General features: G+C 71.4%; 29 protein-coding genes. 28 read left to right on the forward strand and 1 reads right to left on the reverse strand.

Annotated features, from left to right (window positions below; genetic code table 11):
- The first annotated feature begins 11 nt into the window (after positions 1-11).
- From H4N64_RS05860 to H4N64_RS05885, 6 genes are all read left to right on the forward strand, one after another.
- The gene (locus H4N64_RS05860; protein ID WP_186281010.1) at positions 12-1,484 is read left to right on the forward strand and encodes an SCO6880 family protein; all 1,473 of its coding nucleotides are present in this window, start codon (positions 12-14) and stop codon (positions 1,482-1,484) included.
- Positions 1,485-1,541: 57 nt separating this feature from the next.
- Positions 1,542-1,997, forward strand: coding sequence for a DUF6238 family protein (locus tag H4N64_RS05865; RefSeq protein WP_186281011.1), 456 nt, complete (start codon positions 1,542-1,544; stop codon positions 1,995-1,997).
- Positions 1,998-2,025: 28 nt separating this feature from the next.
- Positions 2,026-3,540: a VirB4 family type IV secretion system protein gene (locus H4N64_RS05870; RefSeq protein WP_186281012.1), complete on the forward strand. Its 1,515-nt coding sequence runs from the start codon at positions 2,026-2,028 to the stop codon at positions 3,538-3,540.
- 161 nt (positions 3,541-3,701) lie between these two features.
- Positions 3,702-4,412 carry a hypothetical protein gene (locus H4N64_RS05875; RefSeq protein ID WP_472910302.1) on the forward strand — a complete coding sequence of 237 codons (711 nt, stop codon included), beginning with the start codon at positions 3,702-3,704 and terminating at the stop codon, positions 4,410-4,412.
- On the forward strand, positions 4,409-4,918 hold the full coding sequence (locus tag H4N64_RS05880) for a hypothetical protein (RefSeq protein WP_186281013.1): 510 nt from the start codon (positions 4,409-4,411) through the stop codon (positions 4,916-4,918). Before H4N64_RS05875 ends, H4N64_RS05880 begins: the two co-directional genes overlap by 4 nt.
- Complete coding sequence (locus H4N64_RS05885) at positions 4,915-5,751, forward strand: hypothetical protein (protein WP_260859552.1); 837 nt, start codon at positions 4,915-4,917, stop codon at positions 5,749-5,751. The genes H4N64_RS05880 and H4N64_RS05885 overlap by 4 nt, the downstream gene beginning before the upstream one ends.
- A 12-nt stretch (positions 5,752-5,763) precedes the next feature.
- Here the strand turns inward: H4N64_RS05885 and H4N64_RS05890 are convergent, their stop codons facing one another.
- Positions 5,764-6,024: a hypothetical protein gene (locus H4N64_RS05890; RefSeq protein WP_186281014.1), complete on the reverse strand. Its 261-nt coding sequence runs from the start codon at positions 6,022-6,024 to the stop codon at positions 5,764-5,766.
- A 208-nt stretch (positions 6,025-6,232) separates the two neighbouring features.
- Between H4N64_RS05890 and H4N64_RS05895 the strand changes: the two genes are divergently transcribed.
- The 22 genes from H4N64_RS05895 (at position 6,233) to H4N64_RS05995 (ending at position 20,908) form a co-directional block, all read left to right on the forward strand.
- Entirely contained in the window at positions 6,233-7,021 is a 789-nt protein-coding gene (locus H4N64_RS05895) for a hypothetical protein (protein WP_186281015.1), read from the forward strand.
- Between the two features lie 30 nt (positions 7,022-7,051).
- Positions 7,052-7,582 (forward strand): hypothetical protein, encoded by a 531-nt coding sequence (locus H4N64_RS05900; RefSeq protein WP_336246646.1) that lies wholly within the window; start codon positions 7,052-7,054, stop codon positions 7,580-7,582.
- A gap of 96 nt (positions 7,583-7,678) precedes the next feature.
- The gene (locus H4N64_RS05905; RefSeq protein WP_336246651.1) at positions 7,679-8,677 is read left to right on the forward strand and encodes a DUF8094 domain-containing protein; all 999 of its coding nucleotides are present in this window, start codon (positions 7,679-7,681) and stop codon (positions 8,675-8,677) included.
- Positions 8,678-8,679: 2 nt separating this feature from the next.
- Positions 8,680-9,411 carry a hypothetical protein gene (locus H4N64_RS05910; RefSeq protein ID WP_186281070.1) on the forward strand — a complete coding sequence of 244 codons (732 nt, stop codon included), beginning with the start codon at positions 8,680-8,682 and terminating at the stop codon, positions 9,409-9,411.
- The gene (locus tag H4N64_RS44845; protein ID WP_260859554.1) at positions 9,408-9,704 is read left to right on the forward strand and encodes a hypothetical protein; all 297 of its coding nucleotides are present in this window, start codon (positions 9,408-9,410) and stop codon (positions 9,702-9,704) included. Before H4N64_RS05910 ends, H4N64_RS44845 begins: the two co-directional genes overlap by 4 nt.
- Positions 9,701-9,943, forward strand: coding sequence for a hypothetical protein (locus tag H4N64_RS44850; RefSeq protein ID WP_260859555.1), 243 nt, complete (start codon positions 9,701-9,703; stop codon positions 9,941-9,943). The genes H4N64_RS44845 and H4N64_RS44850 overlap by 4 nt, the downstream gene beginning before the upstream one ends.
- Positions 9,944-10,067: 124 nt before the next feature.
- Positions 10,068-10,583 carry a hypothetical protein gene (locus H4N64_RS05920; protein ID WP_186281071.1) on the forward strand — a complete coding sequence of 172 codons (516 nt, stop codon included), beginning with the start codon at positions 10,068-10,070 and terminating at the stop codon, positions 10,581-10,583.
- A 54-nt stretch (positions 10,584-10,637) separates the two neighbouring features.
- A complete protein-coding gene (locus tag H4N64_RS05925; protein WP_186281072.1) occupies positions 10,638-11,390 on the forward strand; it encodes a glycosyltransferase family 2 protein in 753 nt (250 codons plus the stop codon).
- Positions 11,390-11,923, forward strand: coding sequence for a hypothetical protein (locus H4N64_RS05930; protein WP_186281016.1), 534 nt, complete (start codon positions 11,390-11,392; stop codon positions 11,921-11,923). Before H4N64_RS05925 ends, H4N64_RS05930 begins: the two co-directional genes overlap by 1 nt.
- Positions 11,924-12,369: 446 nt before the next feature.
- Positions 12,370-12,711, forward strand: coding sequence for a hypothetical protein (locus tag H4N64_RS05935; RefSeq protein ID WP_186281017.1), 342 nt, complete (start codon positions 12,370-12,372; stop codon positions 12,709-12,711).
- Between the two features lie 88 nt (positions 12,712-12,799).
- Positions 12,800-13,897, forward strand: a complete 1,098-nt coding sequence (locus tag H4N64_RS05940; protein WP_222108576.1) for a hypothetical protein — start codon at positions 12,800-12,802, stop codon at positions 13,895-13,897.
- A gap of 51 nt (positions 13,898-13,948) precedes the next feature.
- A complete protein-coding gene (locus H4N64_RS05945; protein ID WP_186281018.1) occupies positions 13,949-14,449 on the forward strand; it encodes a hypothetical protein in 501 nt (166 codons plus the stop codon).
- Between the two features lie 101 nt (positions 14,450-14,550).
- Positions 14,551-14,988: a hypothetical protein gene (locus H4N64_RS05950; protein WP_186281019.1), complete on the forward strand. Its 438-nt coding sequence runs from the start codon at positions 14,551-14,553 to the stop codon at positions 14,986-14,988.
- Positions 14,985-15,764, forward strand: a complete 780-nt coding sequence (locus H4N64_RS05955) for a hypothetical protein (protein WP_186281020.1) — start codon at positions 14,985-14,987, stop codon at positions 15,762-15,764. The genes H4N64_RS05950 and H4N64_RS05955 overlap by 4 nt, the downstream gene beginning before the upstream one ends.
- A complete protein-coding gene (locus tag H4N64_RS05960; RefSeq protein ID WP_186281021.1) occupies positions 15,761-16,627 on the forward strand; it encodes a relaxase/mobilization nuclease in 867 nt (288 codons plus the stop codon). The genes H4N64_RS05955 and H4N64_RS05960 overlap by 4 nt, the downstream gene beginning before the upstream one ends.
- A gap of 437 nt (positions 16,628-17,064) precedes the next feature.
- The gene (locus H4N64_RS05965; RefSeq protein WP_186281022.1) at positions 17,065-17,838 is read left to right on the forward strand and encodes a hypothetical protein; all 774 of its coding nucleotides are present in this window, start codon (positions 17,065-17,067) and stop codon (positions 17,836-17,838) included.
- Positions 17,838-18,239 carry a hypothetical protein gene (locus tag H4N64_RS05970; protein ID WP_186281023.1) on the forward strand — a complete coding sequence of 134 codons (402 nt, stop codon included), beginning with the start codon at positions 17,838-17,840 and terminating at the stop codon, positions 18,237-18,239. The genes H4N64_RS05965 and H4N64_RS05970 overlap by 1 nt, the downstream gene beginning before the upstream one ends.
- Before the next feature lie 96 nt (positions 18,240-18,335).
- On the forward strand, positions 18,336-18,497 hold the full coding sequence (locus H4N64_RS05975) for a hypothetical protein (protein ID WP_186281024.1): 162 nt from the start codon (positions 18,336-18,338) through the stop codon (positions 18,495-18,497).
- A gap of 24 nt (positions 18,498-18,521) precedes the next feature.
- Complete coding sequence (locus H4N64_RS05980) at positions 18,522-18,902, forward strand: hypothetical protein (RefSeq protein ID WP_186281025.1); 381 nt, start codon at positions 18,522-18,524, stop codon at positions 18,900-18,902.
- On the forward strand, positions 18,899-19,702 hold the full coding sequence (locus H4N64_RS05985) for a DUF317 domain-containing protein (RefSeq protein WP_186281026.1): 804 nt from the start codon (positions 18,899-18,901) through the stop codon (positions 19,700-19,702). Before H4N64_RS05980 ends, H4N64_RS05985 begins: the two co-directional genes overlap by 4 nt.
- A gap of 31 nt (positions 19,703-19,733) precedes the next feature.
- Complete coding sequence (locus H4N64_RS05990) at positions 19,734-20,081, forward strand: hypothetical protein (RefSeq protein WP_186281027.1); 348 nt, start codon at positions 19,734-19,736, stop codon at positions 20,079-20,081.
- Positions 20,081-20,908, forward strand: a complete 828-nt coding sequence (locus H4N64_RS05995; protein ID WP_186281028.1) for an SPDY domain-containing protein — start codon at positions 20,081-20,083, stop codon at positions 20,906-20,908. Before H4N64_RS05990 ends, H4N64_RS05995 begins: the two co-directional genes overlap by 1 nt.
- Positions 20,909-20,979: the final 71 nt, after the last annotated feature.

Raw genomic sequence — 20,979 nt, forward strand, 5'->3', positions numbered from 1 at the left:
GGACCAGCCCCTTGTCTGCTCTCTCCGTCGCCCCGGTCACGGTGAAATTCCCGCACCGCTCCCGCCGCGGCATCCTCCTCGGCCTCTCCCTCTCCCAACTCATCCTCGTATCAGGCGCGTTGGCGCTTGCGCTGGTGACCGTCGTCTCCACGGGTCTCCTCGGCGTCATCGCGCTGACCCCGCTGTGGGCGGCGGTCGCCGCGCTCGTCGCGATCCGCCGGCACGGCCGCTCTCTCATCGACTGGGCGCCGATCGTCGCCCGCTACGCGCACCGCCGCCGCACCGGGCAGACCCTTTATCTTGGCCGGCCCGTCACCCGGCCGCGCCAGGACGGCCTCCTCCACCTGCCCGGCACCGCCGCCTCCCTCAAAGTCGTCACCCCCGGCGACTCCGCCAACGGCGCCGCCGCCGTCCACGACCCGCACCAACAGACCCTCACCGCCATCGCCCGCGTCACCAGCCGGGCCTTCGCCCTGCTCGACCCCGCAACCCAGAACCACAACGTGAACGGCTGGGGGCGTGCGCTGGCGGGCATCGCCCGCACCGGGCACGTCGCCACCGTGCAGGTCCTGGAACGCACCGTCCCCGATTCCGGCGACACCCTCACCCGCCACTGGGCCCAGCACGGCCAGCCGCAGACACCCGTCGCCGGGCAGATCTACTCCGAACTCGTCGCCTCCGCCGGCCCCGCCGCCGCCCCGCACGAGACCTACCTCGCTATCTCCCTCGACCTCAAAGCCGCCAAGCGGCTGATCTCGCAGGCCGGAGGCGGGCTTCCGGGCGCATTCACCGTCATGGAGCAGACCACCGCCTCCATCGCCCAGGCCGCCCGCAACGCCGGCCTCATGGTCACCGGATGGCTGAGCGCCCGGGAGATCGCCGCCGTCATCCGCACCGCCTACGACCCCAGGGCTCTCGCCGCGCTCCAGCAGTGGTCCCAGACTGGCCGCGCCGAAGCGGACCCCGCAGCCGCCGGGCCCGTCGTCCAGGTCGAGGAGTACGACCGGCTCGCCACCGACACCGCCCGCCACGCCACGTACTGGGTGGAGAACTGGCCGCGGACCGAGATGGGGGCCGGGTTCCTGCACGGGATCATGTTCACCGCCGGCGTCCGCCGCAGCCTGTCCCTTATCTACGTGCCGCAGGGGCTGGAGTCCGCGCTGCGGGACGTCCAGCGCAAGAAGGCCGCAATCATCGCCGACGCCAACGAACGCGCCCGCCGCGGCCAGGTCGACAGCGAGGAAGACTCCGTCGAGTACGCCGACGTCAAACAGCGCGAGCGCCAGCTCATCGCCGGGCACGCCGACGTCGCCCTGACCGGCCTGGTCACCGTCACCGCCGCCACCGACGCCCTCCTGGACGCGGCCTGCGCGCAGATCGAGACCGCCGCCGTCACCGCCGGCGTCGACCTGCGCCGTCTCAACTACCAGCAGCCAGACGCTTTCGCCCTCTCCGCGCTGCCCCTCGCCCGAACCGCTCTGTGAGGCGCACTCACAGCCCGCCCCTGTCCCCACACGGCGACAGGAAGGAACACAACCCCTTTGACCTCTCGTACGCGTCCGGACGACGCGCACCCCTACCTCCGGGCCGCAAGCGCCGGCATCCGCCATCACACCCGTGCCCTGGCCCGCTCAGCACCTACCGCTCCCGCGGTGGTGGACCGCGTGCACCTCGACGTGCTGCACGCCCACCTCACCGCCCTGCATCAACTCCTCGACCAGCTCGCCGAATCCGCCCGCCCGCCGCATCCCGCCGCAGGTCGGCACCTCGCCACTGCGCACGCCCGGCTGTGGCAGGCGACCGCCGAGGTGCACTCGGCCTTCCACCTCCTGCCCGCCTCCACCTCGGATGCGAGCGAGTGTCATCCGGAACGGCTCCCGGAGGGACCGCCGGTCCTCACGATCTGCCAGCGCCATCTGGCCGCCGGACACATCGTCCGCCGCAAGACCACCCCCACCGATCTCAACCGCACGCACACCACTGCATGCGTGCGATGAACACCACCCGCCGAATCGAGGGCTTCTGATGAGCCACCGGCCCGACCGTCGCGCCCGCCGCGCCTCCGCCAGCCCGGTGTTCACCCCCCACGGCACCGACCGCGCCGCCCGCCGCGCGGCCCGTCGGCAGCTCGCGGAGGCCGCGGCCAAGGCCCGAGCCGAAGCCAGCTCCCACCCGGCAAGCCCGAGCGCGGCCGAGCACGACATGCCCAGCGCCCTCTACCCGCCGACCGGGCGGCCCGGACCTGCCTCCGCCCGCGGCAACCGGCTGAAACTGCCGGCCCACCGTATGACCACCGCCATTGCCGCGGGCGCGTATCCCTTCCTCGCCGAAGGAGGGCTCGGCGCCGAGGGCATCTACATCGGCCGCGACGTTCACGCCGAAGCCTCCTTCGTGTTCGACCCGTTCGCCCTGTACGGCAAGGTCGAGGGCTTCACCAACCCCAACCTCCTGCTCGCCGGCGTCATCGGCCAGGGCAAGAGCGCACTGGCCAAGAGCTTCGCCCTCCGGTCGGTCGCCTTCGGCTACCGCGTCTACGTCCCTTGCGACCCCAAGGGCGAGTGGACGCCGGTCGCCGACGCACTGGGCGGCACCTCCGTCGCCCTCGGCCCCGGCCTGCCCGGCAGGCTCAACCCGCTGGACGCAGCCCCCCGGCCCGCCTCGGTCGCCGAAGCCGACTGGGTAGGAGAGATCCGCAAGCGCCGCCTGCTACTGCTGGGGTCGCTGGCCCGGACCATTCTGGGCCGGGACCTGCTGCCGATGGAGCACACGGCTCTCGACGTCGCCCTGGACGTCGTCGTCACCCGCGCCGCCGACACAAGCCGCACACCGCTCCTCGGCGACGTCGCCTCCGCGCTCAACAACCCCGAGCAGCTCGACGAGGCGGCCGGGATGATGTCGGGGCGGCTCGGTGAGGCGGCCCGCGACCTCGCCCACGCCATGCGCCGCCTGGTCCACGGTGACCTCGCCGGCATGTTCGACGCCCCCTCCACCGTCGCCTTCGACCCAGGCAGCCCGATGCTCACCATCGACCTGTCCCGGCTCGGCGGGTCCGGCGACGACACCGCCCTCGTCCTCGCCATGACCTGTGCCTCCGCGTGGATGGAGTCCGCACTCACCGACCCGAACGGCGGCCGGCGCTGGATCGTCTACGACGAAGCCTGGCGTCTGATGCGCCACCCCGGCCTGCTGCAGCGCATGCAGGCCCAGTGGAAGCTCTCCCGCGGCCTGGGCATCGCGAACCTGATGGTCATCCACCGGCTGTCCGACCTGCTCACCGCCGGCGATGCCGGCTCCCAGGGCCGCGCCCTGGCCGAGGGACTGCTGGCCGACTGCTCCACCCGCATCATCTACCGGCAGGAGACCGACCAACTCCACGCCGCAGCCTCCCTGCTGGGACTTACCTCGGTCGAGACCGACGCCATCTCCCACCTCAACCGAGGACGGGGCCTGTGGAAGGTCGCCGGCCGGTCCTTCATCGTCCAGCACCTCCTCCACCCGCACGAGCTGCAGCTGTTCGACACCGACGCCCGCATGCACTGAAACTCCCGCGAGTTCGGGCAGCCGACCACCCAACACGATCAATCCGTTAGGAGCACACCATCCAGTTCCATCCGACCATCCTGCTCTTCCCCGCACTCGACGAGGACGACCTCAACGCCCTCGCCGACGACATCAAGGAGCAGGGCCTGCTGTACCCGGTCGTGCTGGACCGCAGCGGCCGAGTCATCGACGGACGCAACCGTCTGAAGGCATGCGAGATCGCCGGCGTCGAACCCGCGTACACCACATACGCCGGTGACGACCCCGACCGCTACGCCCTGTCGGCAAACGTCCACCGACGCAATCTGACCAAGGGCCAGATTGCGATGATCACAGCCAAAGCCTGTTCACTGAGTGAACAGAGCGGCCGTTCACCGAGTGAACAGTCCTCCCGTTCACTGAGTGAACAGCTGGGAATCTCGCTGGGCACCGTAGGCAAGGCGAATGTCGTGCTCCAGCACGCGCCCGACCTCGTGGACCCGGTCATCAGCGGCGCCACCGGGCTGAACGAGGCGTACGCCGTCGCCCAGGAGAACAAGGCCAAGGCCAACAGCGCCGAGGTCCAGCTCGCCCGGCTGCGGGAGGAGGATCCCGAACTGGCCGACCGGGTCGTCGAGGGCGACCTGACCCTGGCCGGCGCGCGGGCGGAGCGCACCGAACGCGTGGAGGAGGACAAGCGGCAGCGCCGGGTGGCCACCCGGCTGCTGGACGAGGTCGTGCCGCCGCTCGCCCAGGCCCGCGGGACCCGGACGTTCAGCCGATACGACCCCGAGTACGCCAGCGGAACACCCATCACCCGCGAAACCATCGCCCACGCCATGACGGCGCTGACCGAGATGGACCAGGTCTGGCAGGAGCGTGACCTGCCGTGACGACCACCGCCGAGATGCGGCTGCGGCACATCGTTGAGCAGACCGCGCTCAAGCTCACCGACGCCGACGGCCGTTTCCACAAGCGCCAGCTCACCGACGCGGTACGCGAGCAGATCGCGCGCGAGGACCTCGACCCGCACGTCAAGGCCGCCGCCCTGGACAAACTTGCCCAGAGCCTCGTCACCGGGTTCGGCGAACAGCGCAACCCCCGCCGCCACAGCCGAACCGGCCGCTTCTTCCACCCCGAGTACGTCTTCAAGCTGGGCAACGGCGTATGGGTCTGGATGAACCGCGCCACCGACTCCGACGTCGTGCAATGGCGCCGACTGTCGAGGAATAACCGGACGCGCATCGACCAGGCGGACAACGAGATACAGGACTACGCGGACGAAGTCCTCGACGCCTTCCGCGCCCATCGCGACGTCGTCTACCTCGGAGACCTGGAACGCGTGGTCTTCGGCTGGACCGAAGACGACGCCGACCAGGGCGACTTGTTTGGATCGTGATCCCCACGAACTGCGGGCCTGGGCGTCCCGCCTGGCCAGCAGCGAACCCACGACCCCACCGGCAAGACGTCCTGGACTGCCGCCGACGCGAACTGCGCCGTGCCTCCGAAGCCGTACACGCCGCCAAACGTCACCTGAAGACACACCGCACGTGCAGCGCTTCCTCGCCGGCCTGCTCACCCCGGCCCCTCGCACACCTCAGAACTCCGCATCCCGCACGACGCCACGCCCCTGACAGCTCCACCCCCGGGACGATCGCCGTCCCCACCGCCAGACAGGAGACCGCACTGCAGCACCCCGACTTCGAGCTGTACGACAACGTCGGCCGGACCGCCGAACAGATCCACGCCTACCACACACGGTCCGCCACCACCGACGACCTGTACCGCTGGGCGAAGCGAGACTCCGAAGGATTCCGCGCCCAACACCCTTTGCCCGAGCAGCCGTTGCTCGTGCCAGACCTGGACTGGTACCTGACGGCACTGGCCGCAGCCAAGACTCCCGCCGAGTTCAGTACGGTCACCAACGCCCTGCTGGACGCCGCCGAACCCCTCCTCAACACGGTCGTCGACTACCTGGCCGCCGCTGCGCAATGGCGCCGGCAGAACCGGGGAGCCGCCCCCGCCTCCCCGCCCAAGCTGCTCAGGGATGCCGCCAGCCGGATCAAGACCGCCGTGGCCATGGCCGCAGACGCCGACCTGCAGATCCTGCGCGCCCACTACGACCCGCCCCCGGGCCTCGACGCGCTCACCCAGCAGGCCCGCGCAGCCCACGACACGCCTCCGGCTCCGCCGCCGGGGCAGCAGCCAGGTCCGGGACGGCCACGGCGTTGACCCGAACCATCATCACCGACCGCTGCTGAAACCGGAGAAGCCCGCCTGCCACCCCAGCCCGAAACCTCTGCCAGCCGGCACTCCGCCGCCAGGGCCGTACGTGATCTCACCGACCGGCTGAACGCAGCCCGCTCCTACGACGAAGCCGCCCAGCTCCTCCACCAGGTCCTGGAGCCCACCGAGGGACTCCTCCACGATTTCGAAGGCTTCTTCGAAGCGGCAGCCAAGACGGCCAAGACATCCGAACGCCAGGACGGCTTCGACCTCTACCACGCCCTCCAGACCGCCGCACTAACGCTGCGCCGGCTCGGCGAAGACCTGCACGTCGCGGCCGAACGCATGCAGGCCCTCGCCCTCCCACAGCGCCGAAGCTGGCAGGAAGCCGTGGCCGACTACTACGCCACGGCCCACATCGCCCCCGCTCAGCCGCCGCCGTCTGCACGTCCCGCCGGCCGCACCCCCTGAAGACCACCGAGAGCCCATGCCTCAACCCCGCACCGACCTGCCCTCCTTCGCCACCACACTCGCCCAGCACCTGCCTGGACAGTGGTACCGCAAGTACGAAGGCTTCCCCGCTCCCCAAGACCACCGGCCGGTCGCCGACCGGGTCTGGGACTGCGGTACCACTCACTCGACCCTCCTCGACTTTCCCAATGCCCCCGTCGCCCTCCTCCACGGGCCGGACGACGAACAACTCTGCGTCACCGAACGCCCCCGTTACCCCCACCAGTACCTGGTCGCCCCACTCGAGCCCGAGGGGTTCAAGCCGCACCACTTCCGCTACGTGGACGAGCCGAACGGCATCGCCGTACCCAACGATCCAGTCCGTGCCGCCGCCGGGGTCGCACGCCGCGTGCTGCCCCGCTACCACCGGGCAGTGGACGCGGTCCGTCACAGCGCCCGCGTCCAGCCTGAGCCGCCGCACCGTCCCGCCGCACCAGAGGTCGCCGAGACCCTCACGCTGGTGTGGTACCCGGACGGCGTGGTGGGAGCGCCGTATAGGTCGGTGCCCGAAGACGCCCGCATGGTGCTGTACGGCTGCCGTTTCCAGTACAGCCCGCACGAGGCGGCATTCGTCCTACCCGCCTCCTACAGCACCAGCGACCGCGCCCTGCTCATCCAGAGCGCCGTCCGGCTGCTCACCGCCCAAGGCATCGGCGTCAACTTCCGCCACGCCACCCCCACCTCCGCAGGCCCAACAAGCCGCCCGCCCACGGCAGCGCCCGCCACGCGGCCAACAGCGGGCACGCCGTCCTCAGCACGACGGTAGACGCCCCCGTACATCCTGGAGTTGCCTCTGGTGTCTGATCTCGACCAGCGGATGCTGCTGCACGACGTGGCCGACCGGCTCAACACCGTGGCCGACCACCTCCCGCTCCCCGACCAGATCCAACCGGACCCGGCCCTGAGCGAGATCCTGGACGACGAAGTCCGCCATCTGGCCCGCCTGCTGGGCTACCTGGCCGGGGAGAGCGCCTTCCGCCACCGGGCCGCCACCCGCTACCCCCACCAGGTCACAGCCACCGACCGCCGCACTACCCTCGCGCTGGCGAGCGCCGCCCAGCCCGCCGGTGCCGCGCTCGCCGCCCTCGGCGCCGCCGTCCACCAGCTTGGGCTCCTGGCCCACCTTGCCCACCAGCAGTCCGGCCCCGCCCGCGACCGGTCGATCGCGGCCGCACACCAGCACCTCGTGGACCGCCTCGGCGACGCCCGTACGCACCTCGCCCACGCCGCGAAGCAGCTGCGCGCTACCGCGGACACCCAGGTGACACCCGCCGTGACCGTGCCGCGACCGCCCGCAGCTTCCGCTGCCGCATCACGCAACCGCTGACCCATCCGCATTCTTCGGAGAACCGTCATCCCCCTGCACACTTCCGCCCGCCGTTCCGCTCTCCTGCTCACCGCCGCCGCGTCCGTCGCGTTGACCGTGTCCGCCTGCGGCGCTCCCGGTAGCACCGACAACCGCGCCACGGCTCGGGTCACACGCACCGCTTCCCCCGCGCCGACCGCCGAGCCGGCTCTGACACAGAAGGAGGCCCTCGCCCAGATCGCCCACTACTCCAAGATCAACAACCAGGCCAACGCGCACAACAACCGCAAGCTCCTCGACACCATCGAGGACGGCCCGCTGTACGCGATGTCGGTCGCGGACTACAAGCACGACGAGGGCCTGCCCAAGGCCGACCGCGAGAAGTACAAGCCGTGGTCGTACAACCTTGGCTCCACCGACGTCTACATCCCCCGCTTCACCACCGGACAGCCCAAGTGGTTCGCCGCCGTCACCTACAGCGGCAAGAACAACAAGTACGCCCGCGTCCTGATCATGGCCGAGCAGGCCAAGACGCAGCGGTGGGCGATGGTCGCCGCCGTCGACCTCGACGACGAGAAGCAGGTCCCGAAGATCGCTCTCGACGCGGACGGCTACGCCACCGCGGTCGACGCCACCTCCACCAAGAACGTGGCCGCCCCGGTCGACGTCCTGCGTGACGCTGTCCTGGACAACTTCGCCACCGGAGGCGACCTGGCCGGCAAAAAGGTCTTCACCACGACGAAGACGTCCACCCGGCAGATCAAGGTGCACGACGACACGATCCACAAGTTCGGCAGCCGCGGCACCACCCAGTTCTCCGCCGCCGCCACCGAGTTCACCGGCAGCTACGCTCTCAGGACCGCCGCCGGTGGAGCCCTGGTCGTCTTCGCGCACACGCACATCCAGCGCGATGCTGTCGCCCATTCCGGGCTGCAGATCGTGCCGGACAAGGACGACCGGGCCTGGCTGGGGGACAAGCCTAGTCCGTACTTCACCTACACCTTCACTTGCTCCGACGTCGCCAGTGTCCCGACGACGCCGGACAAGTCGAAGCTGATCAGCTACACCTGCCGCCGCACCGATGCCGAGGGCCTGTCCACTTCCTCGGCAGCGTGAGCATGAGCCACGCGCATCAGCAACCGCCCCCGCCCGTGTCAGGCTTCGCCGCCTCGCTCGCCGAGCACCTGCCCGGCCGCTGGCAGGCTGGAGAACCCACCAGCCTCGTGGCGCAGGAGGCCGGCAGCCACCGGATCTGGCACAGCGGCCCGCTGGCGTACGCCGCTTTCGACGCGGCCGATGTCCAGCGGTGCGTGCTCACCTCCCTGTATGGCCTGCAGCTGTACGTCCTGCCCCGGCCGCATCGAGCCGAACAGTTCCTCGTGCTGCCGCTGCTGCCCGCCGGCTGCCAACAGGAGCACGTGAAGGACCTACCCGGTCCCCCTGGCATCGCGGTATCGGCCGATCCCGTCCGGGCCGCGGCGGCGGTGCGCCGGCGGATGCTGCTGGAGTACCGCTTCGCCTCACTGCCCGCACTGCGTGCGGCCAGCCAGGGCCACCTTCAGGTGCAGGTCACCTTCGATGCCGAGCGCAGTCCGCGCATTCGCACCACTTACATCCGCGCCCTGATCGAGCTGCTCGCGCGGGACGGCTTCCTGCTCGATGCCGCCACGGGCGAATGCCACCTGCCGGACACCCTCACCGAGGCGCAGACCCGCCGCCAGCTCATCAAGAGCCTCGAACGCCTCCGGCACCTGGGCTTCCACGTATCCGTACGGTCCAGCCTCGCCCTCGGCGCCCCCTCGACCGAGCCCGTCCCGACGGCGAATCTGCCAAAGGGGCCGAGCCGATGAGCCGTCCCCACGCCGACTTCGCGTCCGCACGCCTGCGTCTGTGGCAGCGCCGTGTAAAGGAGACTGCGGGGCTTATGGTCCTGCCGGAGGTGGGCACTGCCCAGGCGGACTTGGTGCCCGTGCTCGACCAGCTCGTCGCCGTGCACAACCTGACGTCCGGTCTCGTCTCCGACCTGCGCCAGACTGCCGAGAGTTCCCTCGCCGGCACCGACGTCGGAGTCAGTACCTGTCCCGTCTGGCCGCCGCGCTTGCGCACAGCAGCCTCGCCGCCACGCACCTTGGCACGGCCGTGACCGGTCTTGCCGACGCCCACCGGCTCACCTCCCACGCCAGGGGAGGCGAACCGGTGGAGAACCGGCTGAACGCGACACTCGGCCACGCCGCCGCCCTGCGCAGCCTCAACCGGGCCCTGCACGCCGTCACCACACCCGACGCCCCCCTGGCCGGCGCGGTACCCCTGCCAGTGCTGGCAGCCGAGCACGGCCGCGCCCCCGACACCGGTGGTCCGCACCCCACCCGTCAGCGTCCCTGAGTCTCAGCGAACACCCCGCCGCATCCGCCCGTGCCCACTGGGAGACCCGCCTTTGTCGACCCGCTCTTTCGTCGCCCGCCCCACCGAAGGGGGCTACGGCGGCATCTACGTCCATCTCGACGGCGTGCCGAGCCACCACCTGCCCCTGCTCCTGACCGTGTTCCAGCACCGCTTCCGCCGCGACCTGGAAGCCATGTCCCGGTTTCTCGTGGACGATGTCGCCGTCGGCTGGGAGGAGCTGGGCACCGATCTCCTCGACGGCGCCCCGCCCGCGCTCGTCGCCGCGCTGACCGGCGGCGAACACTGGCCCAGCCGCACCCTGGACCACCTGATCACCCCGGACGGCTCCCCGCCGGTACGGATGACGGTCACTGATGCGACCGCCATCGAGCAGGACCTGCAGTGGGGCTACATCCTGCGCCCGCACGGGATCGAAGTGATCAGCCTGCTCCACGAGGACGCAGGTCCGGTCGTGGACTGGAACACCGACCCGCGCACTGTCTTCAGCGACAGCCCCGCCCACTGGTCCTCCACCGCACCAGCCCCCGTCCTCACGCCCGTGCGCGCCGCCCCGCCCCAGGCCACCCCCACCACGCGCCCAGCGATCGGCTCCCCGGCCCGCCCCGCCGCGCGCCGCTAAACGCTCCTCGCCCGCCTTCCCGGAGGAATTGCCCTGCCCACTCCCGCACCGCCCCTGATCACGGTCGTCATCGCCACCCGCCTGCGCGAGGACCGGCTCGGCTACCTGGAAGCCATGCACGCCAGCCTCACCCGGCAGAGCGTGCCCTGGGAAGCCGTGATCGCCATCGACGGGGCCGACCCTAAGCTCCTGCCCGCGCCGCTCGCGGGTGACCCGCGTGTCCGCACCCTCGTGCTGCCCCGCCAGGTCGGCGCGGCCTGCGCCCGCAACCTCGCCCTGAACGACGTCCGCACCCGTTACGTCAACTGGGCCGATGACGACGACGAGTTCACCGACGACGCCATGGCCGTACGGCTGCACACCCTGGAAGCGACCGGGGTGGGCTGGTGTGCCGGCTACAGCCAGGACCTCCACCCCGAAGGAACGACAACGCTGTGGCGCTGCCCGACGCCGCCCGGCCGGCACGAGGCCGGCGACGTGTGGACGTACTGGAAGTCCCCGTCCGACACCATCCCCATCGGGCCGACCACCCTCCTCGCCCGCACCGACCTCGTGCGCGCGGCGCCGATGGGTGGCCTGGTCCAGGGCGAGGACTACATGGCCGCCGTCGGCGTCACCAGCCTCGCCCCCGGGATCCTGCTGCGCCTGCCGGTCTACCGGTACCGCAAACACCCCGGCCAGATGACCCGCCAGGACGCCTATGACGTCCTGGAGCCGCAGGCTCGGCGGCATGCGTGGAACTACGGACGCAGCCTGCGAGCCACCCTCTGCGGCCGAGAGACGAGAGATGCGGCCGGGGTGGTCTGATGTCGTCCTCCGTCACCCCGGCCACGCTCGATTACCTGGCCCGGCGTCTGGACGAGCTGGCCGCCCAATTCCCCACCAGCCCCGACGCCGTCGACCTGGTCACGCTCACCGACGACATCGGCGTGCTGGCCCACCATCTGCAGCACGCCATCGAACGCGCGCAGGAACGGTTCATCACACCGCAGACGGTCTACCCGCCCGAACGCGCCGCTCTGACCCGGCTCGCCCGGGCCGCCGCAGGTATCGCGCGAGCTCTGGACACACTCGCCGAGGCCCTGACCTACGCCACGACCGGCTTCCAGCGCGAGGCCGTGGAGGACCTCGCCCACTCGCCTCTGCGCAACGACCCTGAGGTCCTGCGGATCATGACGGCCGAGAAATACGTCGCGGCCCGCGCCCGTCTGCGGCACACCGCCGCCGCCCTGCGCGCGACCTCCACACCGGCACCGCCTGGGCCGTCCACACCGCGAACGACCGGCCTGCGAACCCAGCCGGCTGCCGTCCCGCAGACACGGCAGCCGAACCGCCACTGACCGATAAGGATCCCTCTGTCCGACCACTTCCACTTCCGCGCCCATCCCGAACACGGCTTCGTCGCCTCCGCCGACGCGAACTTCACCCCCCACCTCGCCGAATGGTTCCTCCTCCGCGAGCAGTTCGAGCCCATCCCCTTCTCTCCGGGCCTGTACCGGCTCACCGAGCCGGAACGCGACGGGCTGCGCCGTACCCGCCAAGCCGTCCACGACCTGCGCAGCCTCGGCTACCGCGTGCAGGACGACAGCGCGCTCGACCCCGCCCGTGCATCGGCTCCTGCCCGGCCGACGACCAGCAACAGCCTGGCTGAACGGCGCTCCCGCATCGCGCAGGCCGCCACCGTTCGCCCCTCCCGCATCTCCGCCCTGGCCAACACCGCGCCGGCGGCACCGCCTGCCGCCGCCAGCCACGCCCCGACTGCTGGGCAAGGACGGCGCCAGTGAACATGACCAGCGAGCCGATCCGCATCACCCGGGGCGAAGGCGGCGAGGTCGAAGTCGAAGGACGGTGCGACGCGTTCGCCGCGAGCATCCTGGCCCGCGCCGGATTCGAGACCTATCCGACGCTGCGCGGGCAGTGGATCCGGCTGCCCTTCGACCTCGGCCGCACCTGGGAGAACGAACACGCCAGCTGGGCCGCCGAGATGCTGGTGGCCGCCCGCTACTCGGTTCACCTCGACCCCGACCTGCGCGTTTCGCGCCCCGGCCAGTCCACCCCGTCCGCCCCGAAGCACCGGCCGGCGATGACCGCACAGGCACCGTCGACAGGACGCCGGACACGCCACTGACCACAACCGCCAGGAGCAACCGATCCCCAACCCGCCCACTCCCACCGCGAGCGAACTGGCCTGGAAAGCACGGGACTTCCGAATTCGCATGATTCGCATCGGCCGTGAGGTCGAGACCGCGCTCGATGCCACCCGGGACCGCCACGGGCGGACCGTCCACCACAATGCCGAAGCAGCAGCCCGCGCCCACCGCGACCAGGCAGCCCTCCAGGCGTACGCCACCTACCTGGTCCCGCACGCAGGCGAACTGCTCGCCGCGGCCCGCCGCGCCCTCGACGTGCTGCCGCCCGCCCGCCACACCGCCGCGTGGCGGAGCCTGCTCGACAGCCTCGCCGCCTCCCACACCGAGATCGCGAAAGTCCTCGACCAGCCCGCCTCACCCGGCTCTACCGCCGAGCGTGAGCAGCACACGGCCGTGTGGCCGCACCTCGCCTTCTGGGCGGACCACAGCTACCTCGCCACCGAACTCGCCGACCAGCACCAGCAGCGCGAAATCCCGCTGACCGACGAGGAACAGCAGATGTGGACCGCCATGGCCCACGCGGCGCAGCGGCGGGGCGAGCTGGATCTGATCGAGTCGTGGTACGCCGTCGACGGCCGACTCATCACCATCGCCCACCTGATCGAGGACGACACCTCGACCGTGATCGCACTGTCCGGCGATCCGGATGCGCCGGGTTGGCAGGTGATCGGGCACTACGCCAACGAATACATCGCCGGGCAGGCACTGCCGTCCGCGGTCCCGCCCGGCGTGCTGCGGCCGGGCGTCTCCCCGTTCAACCGCCCGGAGGCCGCGCCCGAGGTTTCCCTGCAGGAACTGATCCGGGACGTCATCGAAGCCCGAGCGGCAGGTGACGTTGCCGAGGTCCTGCTCACCGCAACCCAGCACGGCTACAACGCGGGCCCGCTGGTCCGCCTCCAGGAACTCCTGGAGATCGCAGGCCAGTTCGCCCACGCCCTGGAAACCGTGCGGGGCCAGCAGGTCGCCGCCCGGCTCGCCGCGCTCGGCCGATACCTCGACTTCCTCACCCGCGAAGTACACGAGACGGCCGAGGACCTCGGCGCGAGTGTCGCCGTCCTGCCGCCCCATCGCACTCCCAGGCCACACGTCCGCCCGCGCCCGGTCCTGGACACAACGCCGCCAGCGCCTCCCGCCCGTGGCCCGTCGCCCGCGCGCCACCGCTAGAGCCACGACCCCAACCCGGCCGCACACCCACCTACTGAGGAGATCCAAACCATGTCAGTCCGTACCAGATGGACGATCGAGCATGTTCCATGCGGCCATGAGGCCGTCCATGACCTGTCCGACCGCCCGGCCGACCGGCGAGCGGGGTTCGCCCGCTGGCTCGCCGGACGGGAATGCTCTGACTGCTGGAAGGCCGCCCGCGACGCTGACACCGAGTCCAAGGAGCAGTGGCTCGCGGCCAAGCGCGCCGAGGAGCAGCAGGCCGCGGCCGAGTGGGCCGAGAAGTTCGACATGCCGCCGCTGGAAGGACCCGAGAGGGCGCTGGACTGGGGCGAGCGCTCCCGCCACCAGCTGATGACCGCCGCGCACACCGCCCTCGTCGCCGAAGGCACCTGGGGCGAGGCGGACTGGGCGGTGCTGGAAGAGAAGGCCCGCACCATCACGAGGGCAGGCTGGTGGATCGACCAGAGGGACGCAGAGGGCTCTGACCTGGTCGAACTCCTCGATGCCGCCAGCGAGTCCGACCGCGGGACGGAGAACCCGTACCGCTGACGACGGCGGGAACATAGCCGACGATCGCCGGTTAGCCAAACCGGCGATCCTGCGGACCATTGATCCTCCCACCGCCACCCGCACCGCGTGGAAGGACTTGCATGCTCCCGCCGTCTTGGACGCCTCCGCCGACTCCGGCCTTCGCGCCGACGCCCGATCCGCTCACTCCCGCCCGGGACATCACCCACCGGCACTTCGGCGCCGGTGACCAGGTCGTCGTCCTCAAGGGCGTGTCCGGCGGGGAACTGTGGGGAGACGCCATGCGCGTGGTCGCCTCCTCGTGGCACACCCCGACCGACGAGGACGGATGGCGGCTGCGCGATGCGACCGGCGGCCAGCAGTCCTACCTCACCGCCCACCCCCGCTACCTGGTCCACCTGAAGCGCCGGTGCCCGGACTGCCTGATCTACCTGCGCGCCATGGAGGACTACCTCCTGCCGAAGTACGCCTCCCGCAACGAGCTGATCGACTGCGGCTGGTACACCACCACGGCCCTCGGCCAGCTCGTGCACGTCAACGACGCCCGGGACGGCCGGTGAGTCTTCCCGTCCGCCGGCCCGGCCGCGCCCTGGCCCTCGCGTACGCCCGCACCCGGGCCACCCTCACGCCGGCAGACGCACGCTGGCCCGCCCGTCTGGCAGCCGATCTGCGCGAACTCGACGCCGACTGGCGGGAATCGGCCGAGGTGTGCGCGGATGCCGCCTGGGCGGCCCGCGCTGCAGGACACAGCGCCCTTGGTCTGCTGCGGCCCGAGCAGGTCACCGCCGCCGACCCCGACCCGGTCACCGCCCGCACGTACCGGCACCTGTACCTGAGCGGCCTGCGCTACGACTTCCGATGCCCCAGCCTGCAGTCGCTCGTCGAGCGACTCCCCGCAGCCGCACGCGCGGGGCTGGACTGCTACAGCCGCGCGCTGTACGCCTTCTCGCTGCTGGGCCAGTCACGGCCCGAGGGCCTGGCCCTCATGGACGAGGTCCTCGACCAGGCCGGCGAGCACGCCAAGACCCTGCACGTGCTGCTGCACGGCCTGTGGCTCGGCCAGCACCTGCCCCAGCGCGCCGAGCGCATTCTCGACCTCGCCGCCCGGCCGCCGTTCGCCGCACGGACCGATCCGATCGTGCTCTTCAGAAAGGCCGGCGCGTTGCGTCAGCTCGGCCGGCACGAGGAGGGGCTTGCGGCGATCGACCGCGCGCTGGACCTGCTGCCGCCGGGTGATGTGTCGGTGCACGCGGATCTGGTGCGCGAGCGTTCCCTGATCGCCGCCGCCAGCGAGGTGTCGCTGTCCGCACGAACCAGCGGAGGCACACAGACGTGATCCCACGCCTCAACGAGCGCAGCATCTCCGCCCAGCACCCGCTCAGCCAGGCGCTGGACCGGAACGTGTCGGCGGAGGAGGGCCTGACCGAGCACACTGTCGTCGCCTACTGGCCGGGCCTGGACTTTTACACTCTGGACGACGAGCAGGCGATCTGGACGTCCGCCCAGTGGGCCGAGCACATCGACGACCCGCTGGTGGAGCACCCGTTCGCTGCCGGCCCGCGGGGCGATCGGCGGGCGATCTTCCACCTCGACGTCCGTCTCCACCCCGATGACCGTGATCTGACCGGTCCGGAGTGGGCTGAGGCCGCCCACCGCCTCGCCCGTGCCGCCGGGATCGAGATCCCCGGCGACGAAGGCGGCTGCCGCTGGATCGGCGTCCAGGCCCAGCCCGGCCGCCTCGACCTGATCGCCAACCTGATCCGGCTCGACGGCACCTGGCAGCCGCAGCCCACCAGCCTGCTCCGACGGCTCTCGGATGAAGCCCGCCGCATCGAGAACGAGCTGCACCTCACCCCCGTACGCACAGCCCCTGAGCGCCAGGCCGTCGCCCGGCCCGTCCCGAGCGCGTCGACTCAGCTCGCGACGGTCCTGGCGCAGCTCACCGACGAGCAGTCCGGGCCGCTGGCCACCGTGCGCGGCCTCATCGAGCACACCGCCTATCGGGTCGCACGCCAGCCGGGTGCCGGCAGCCCCGGCACGGCGCACCGCCTGGAGCTGATCGCTCACCGGCTTTACGACATCCAGCAGGACCTCGACGCCACCACCGCCCACCTCGCGGCTCGCCCACCGGGCGCCGTCTCTCGGCACGGCATCGCCACCGCACCGCCGGATGGGCGGCACACACGACGATCACCGTAGTAAGCCCCCGCTCTTGCTGCGTGCCGACCGCTTCCTGGGTTTCCGCCGAATCCCCACTCCGGTGAGGTCCTCACTCGCGGCGCAGACCCCGAAGCCCACAGCATCCTGCAGCGCTGCGGCTTCGGGCCCGTCGTCCGCGTCCACGAGACCTGCCACCAACGCCGTGGCCCGGCTGTGGCCGTCGGCTATCACATCGACTGCGACGAGGCATTCGATACCGACCAGCACCTGCCCCGCTCGGTGCCCAGGTCGCCCAGCTCGCCGACCGGCCCGCCCGCACCCCGCCCGCAGCACCTGCACCGGGCAGGTGCCCGGCGCAGAGCGCGAAGCGTCCGCTGGATGCGTCCACCCGCCACGGCAGCGCAGGTGCCGACCCCGCCTCCGGCATCGCGGGCCTGCGCCCCTCACCCCCGCCCGCTCCATTACTAAGGAAGACATTGCACGACCACGACTCCGATCCCGGCCGCCTCGCCTCGTTCGCCGACGTCCTCGCCGGCGAACTGCCCGGCACCTGGAGCAGTACTTACCACCCGCCCGAGCGCAAGGACGATCTCGCCGAACTGGCCGACCACATCTGGGACATGGACCTCGTCGCCGAATCCCTCGCCGCGCACCCGATCCGGCACGCGGCCGTGCTGACCCGCAAGGACGGCGCCCAGCTGGTTGTCATCGACCGGCACGACGAGCGGGACGGCTTCCTCATCGCCGCCGTCGCCCCCCGTGACATCCCCGGGCAGGCGTTTGGCGGGATGCGCGAGCCGGACGGCATCGCGCTGAGCGACGACCCGTTCCTGAGCGCCGAGACGGTCGCCGGTGACCTTCTGGCCCGCTACGACGCCGCGCTCGCCCAGGTCCGGCACAACTCCATTGGCCTGGCCCGCCAGCCCGACGCTACCCAGCCGTCCCAGGCGGAGCGGGTCGTGCTCACCTGGCAGGCCGACGGCAGCCTCGCCACGGCCCCCACCAGCAACATGGTCGCCGCCGTCCTGGTCGCCAACGGCTTCGTCCATGACGAGCAGACCGGCTCCTACCGGCTGAGCGGGGACGACACCGCCGTGCAGGCCCGAGCCGTCCGCAAGATGGGCGAGCAGCTCGCCGCCCAGGGCATCACCACCGCGCTCCAGCACCCTGCGGCGCGGTCCGCGCCCACGTCCACCGCGCCGGCGGCCCCGCCGCCCCAGGCGCGCAACTCGACCACGCGGACCCGGTGATGGGCAATCGCGCCGACGACGAAGGTACCGACGTCGAGATCTACTGCAAGCCCTTGACCGACACCGTTCACGCCGACACCCCCACCGGTGCGCCCGAGGAGCTCCTGGCCCTGCTCGACGGTCTCGGTTTCGAGCGCAGGACCGCGGTGACGGCCGGTCCCGTCTACATCTGGCACGAGGCGCCGGCGCACCTCACCGAGGACGAGAAGAAGCAGCTCGCAACCCGAGCCGTCCCCGCACTGATCACGGCGGGATACGAGGTCTTCCTTCCTGACTACCTCTTCGATCCCGTCGTTTATCAGCAGGCCGTGCACGACATACGCACCCGCCAGGTACGACCCCAGCCCCCGAAACCTGCTCCAGCAGCCGCAGTCACCGCTTCGCCTCGGCGTGCCCCCTAATAAGCCCGAACGGCGGCCCTGGCACGTGCCGGGGCCGCCCCGGGGCCGCCGCAGCACCGACCGGAGAAGCCCGTAGCACCCCGCACACCACCGCCGATGTCCCGCCGCCTCACACCCCGCCTCGCCACCGCCCTGTTCCGCCGCTATCTGCGCGCCTGCATTCCCACCGGCCCCCACCGGATCGTTCCGCCGACCGGCGCACACCCCGAGGCCAGCCTCGACGAAGCCCGGCGGATCGGCCACCGCCACCACCACTGACCCTCAATCCCGCCCCGGAGGGCTATGCCCCACCCCGCCCCGAACCCGGACCGGCTGGCCGACGAGATCGCCCGTCAGCTCGGCCAACTCTCCGACCACCTCGTACTACTCCCGGCAGGTGAGGCCACCCGCGTCATCGCACGCGTCCTTAACCCCGAAGACGGAGTCCTCGGCCGTTTCACCCACCTCGTGGCCACCGGCAGCGTCTTCGCCAAAACCCAGGCCGAACGCGGCTCCCTGCCCGCGGAGGTGTGGCTCGCCCTCGGCCGGGCCGCCAACGAACTGCATGACATCGGCCTGGATCTCGACGAGCACACCGACACCCTCCAGCGCCTCCACGCCCGCCCCGCCGTGACGGCCAAGCCCCCGACCGCTGCGCCGCTCGTCGTACGGCGGCGCCGGTGAAGCGAAAACAGTGGCAGGGCTGGGGGCCGGGCGAGCAAGCAGAGCAGCACTACCTCGTCCAGCCCCGTGCCCTCGCCGGGGGCGGCGACCTCAGGCACGTCTCGGAGTTCCTGAGCGCCTGCGGGTGGCAGGACAAGTCCAAGCGCAACGGCCCGCTCGTTCTCGACAGCCCCGACCGCACGATCCGGATCGGCTACAACCCCTACATGCTGCCAGGCGGTTGGACGATCCACAGCAAGGCCACCGCTCACCAGGACGAATGGACGGTGTCCTTGGGCCGGCAGACGCCGGTGGAGATCGTCGCCGGACTCACCGACGCCCTCACCCGCCCCCGCAGCGCGCACGCCCCCAACGTCTGGGCGCCGCTCCAGGAGCAACACTGGAAGACCGACCGCGGCGACGAACACTTCATCGCCACGAGCCCCGACGGGGCAGCGTGGATGCAGTTCCACCACGACCGCAGCGGCCAGGCCATCTGGTGGTCTGGGGCACAGGATGAGCAGGGCAACGGCTGGACCGCCAGCTTCACCGCCTCCACCCCCATGCATCTGGTCCAAGCCTTCTCCGAAGCGCTCGCCAGCCCCGACCCCGTGATGCGCCCGCGGGGCCGTGTCCCGCACAGCACGCGGATCCGCACCACCTCCGTCTCCGTTCTCCCCTCCCAGCTCAGCGCCTGGCAGCAGGCCCGCGTCCACGCCGCCCGCGCCGCCACCTGGGCCCGCAACTCCTGGGCTGCCAGCCAGCCCCGCACCACGACCCGCCCCCACGCCACCGCCGGCCGCCCCCGCGCCCGCCGCTGACCGGCCCCCTTCTCCCTTTTCAAGGAGCCCTGTGCCCGCACTCACCCCGGACGACATCCACACCGCCACCGAAACCCTGTCCCGGCTCACCGAGTACCTGCACGACGCCCCCAACCCCGCCGAGGCACTCGCCCTTGTCGAGCCGCTGCTGGATGAGTACACCGGCATCCCCGTCCAGCTCGGCGACACCCTGCGCGCCCTCGCCCGCGCCGTACTCGACCACCCGAACACCCCGCGCACACCCGAGACGCACCTCCTGATCGCAGAGCTGCGCACCGCCGCGTGGGAGCAGACCGACCAGCACACCCTCCACTACGTCCTCGACGACCTGCGCACCCTGCTCGACAACGACTCCCCGAACACGCCGGAGTGCAGCTGATGCCGGTGAGCGAGCGGCAGCTCGCCGAGTTCGCCGACAAGCGCGCCTGGCAGATCCCTTTCGACACCAGTCCACGCCACCTCGCCGGCCCCGGCGACGCCCGCCACGTCACCCACGGCCTCGCAGCCGTCGGATGGACCCGCACATCCGACCCGCTGAGCGCGGAAATCGTCCTGCGCAGCCCCGATGGCCGTCACAGCCTGCAGCTCGACCCGCAGTCCGCCACCTCCGCCTGGTGGCGGCTGCGGGCCGAGCCCACCGACACCGAACCGGACTGGTACGCCGAGTTCGGCGAACTCGTCCCCGCCGAGATCCTGGCCAGCGTCACCGACGCCCTCCTCTGCCCGCCGCGCGCCGAGCCCCCGGGCCCCTGGCAGGCACTGTCCTCGGCCGCCTGGAAGCTCGACCAACAGAACAGCGCCCACTCGCCGGACGGCATGTGCCACATCGAGCTGCGTCCCCTCGGCGACCGCGATACGCCGTCCTGGCACATCGAGACGCGTGAGCACGGACACGGCCATCCCGTGGGCCCTCGGATCTGGCACGCCTGGTTCGACCATCACACGCCCTCCCACCTGGTCAGCGCGTTTGTCACCACGCTCACCGACACCGCCCCGCTCCAGCGCGGCATGTTCGAGCGCACCGCCCACTACAGCGCCGTCAAGGAGCTGAGCCCGCTCAGCCCGCAGCAGGTGGTCGACGCGCACACCGCCCGCCTCGATGCCCTGCGCATCCAGGCACGCGCCGCGCGCCGCCGCCAGCGGCCGGCCACTACCCAGCCCCTCGGGCCGCCACCCAAGGCCGCAGCACCTCCCGTCCGGCGCTGACCCACCGGCCGTACTCGGCCGAACTCCATCGCCTACCCAAGGAAACCGCCATTCCCGCACCCTCCGATGCC

Origin of the sequence: Streptomyces cupreus (genome assembly GCF_014257025.1) — a bacterium.
GTDB lineage: Bacteria > Actinomycetota > Actinomycetes > Streptomycetales > Streptomycetaceae > Streptomyces > Streptomyces cupreus.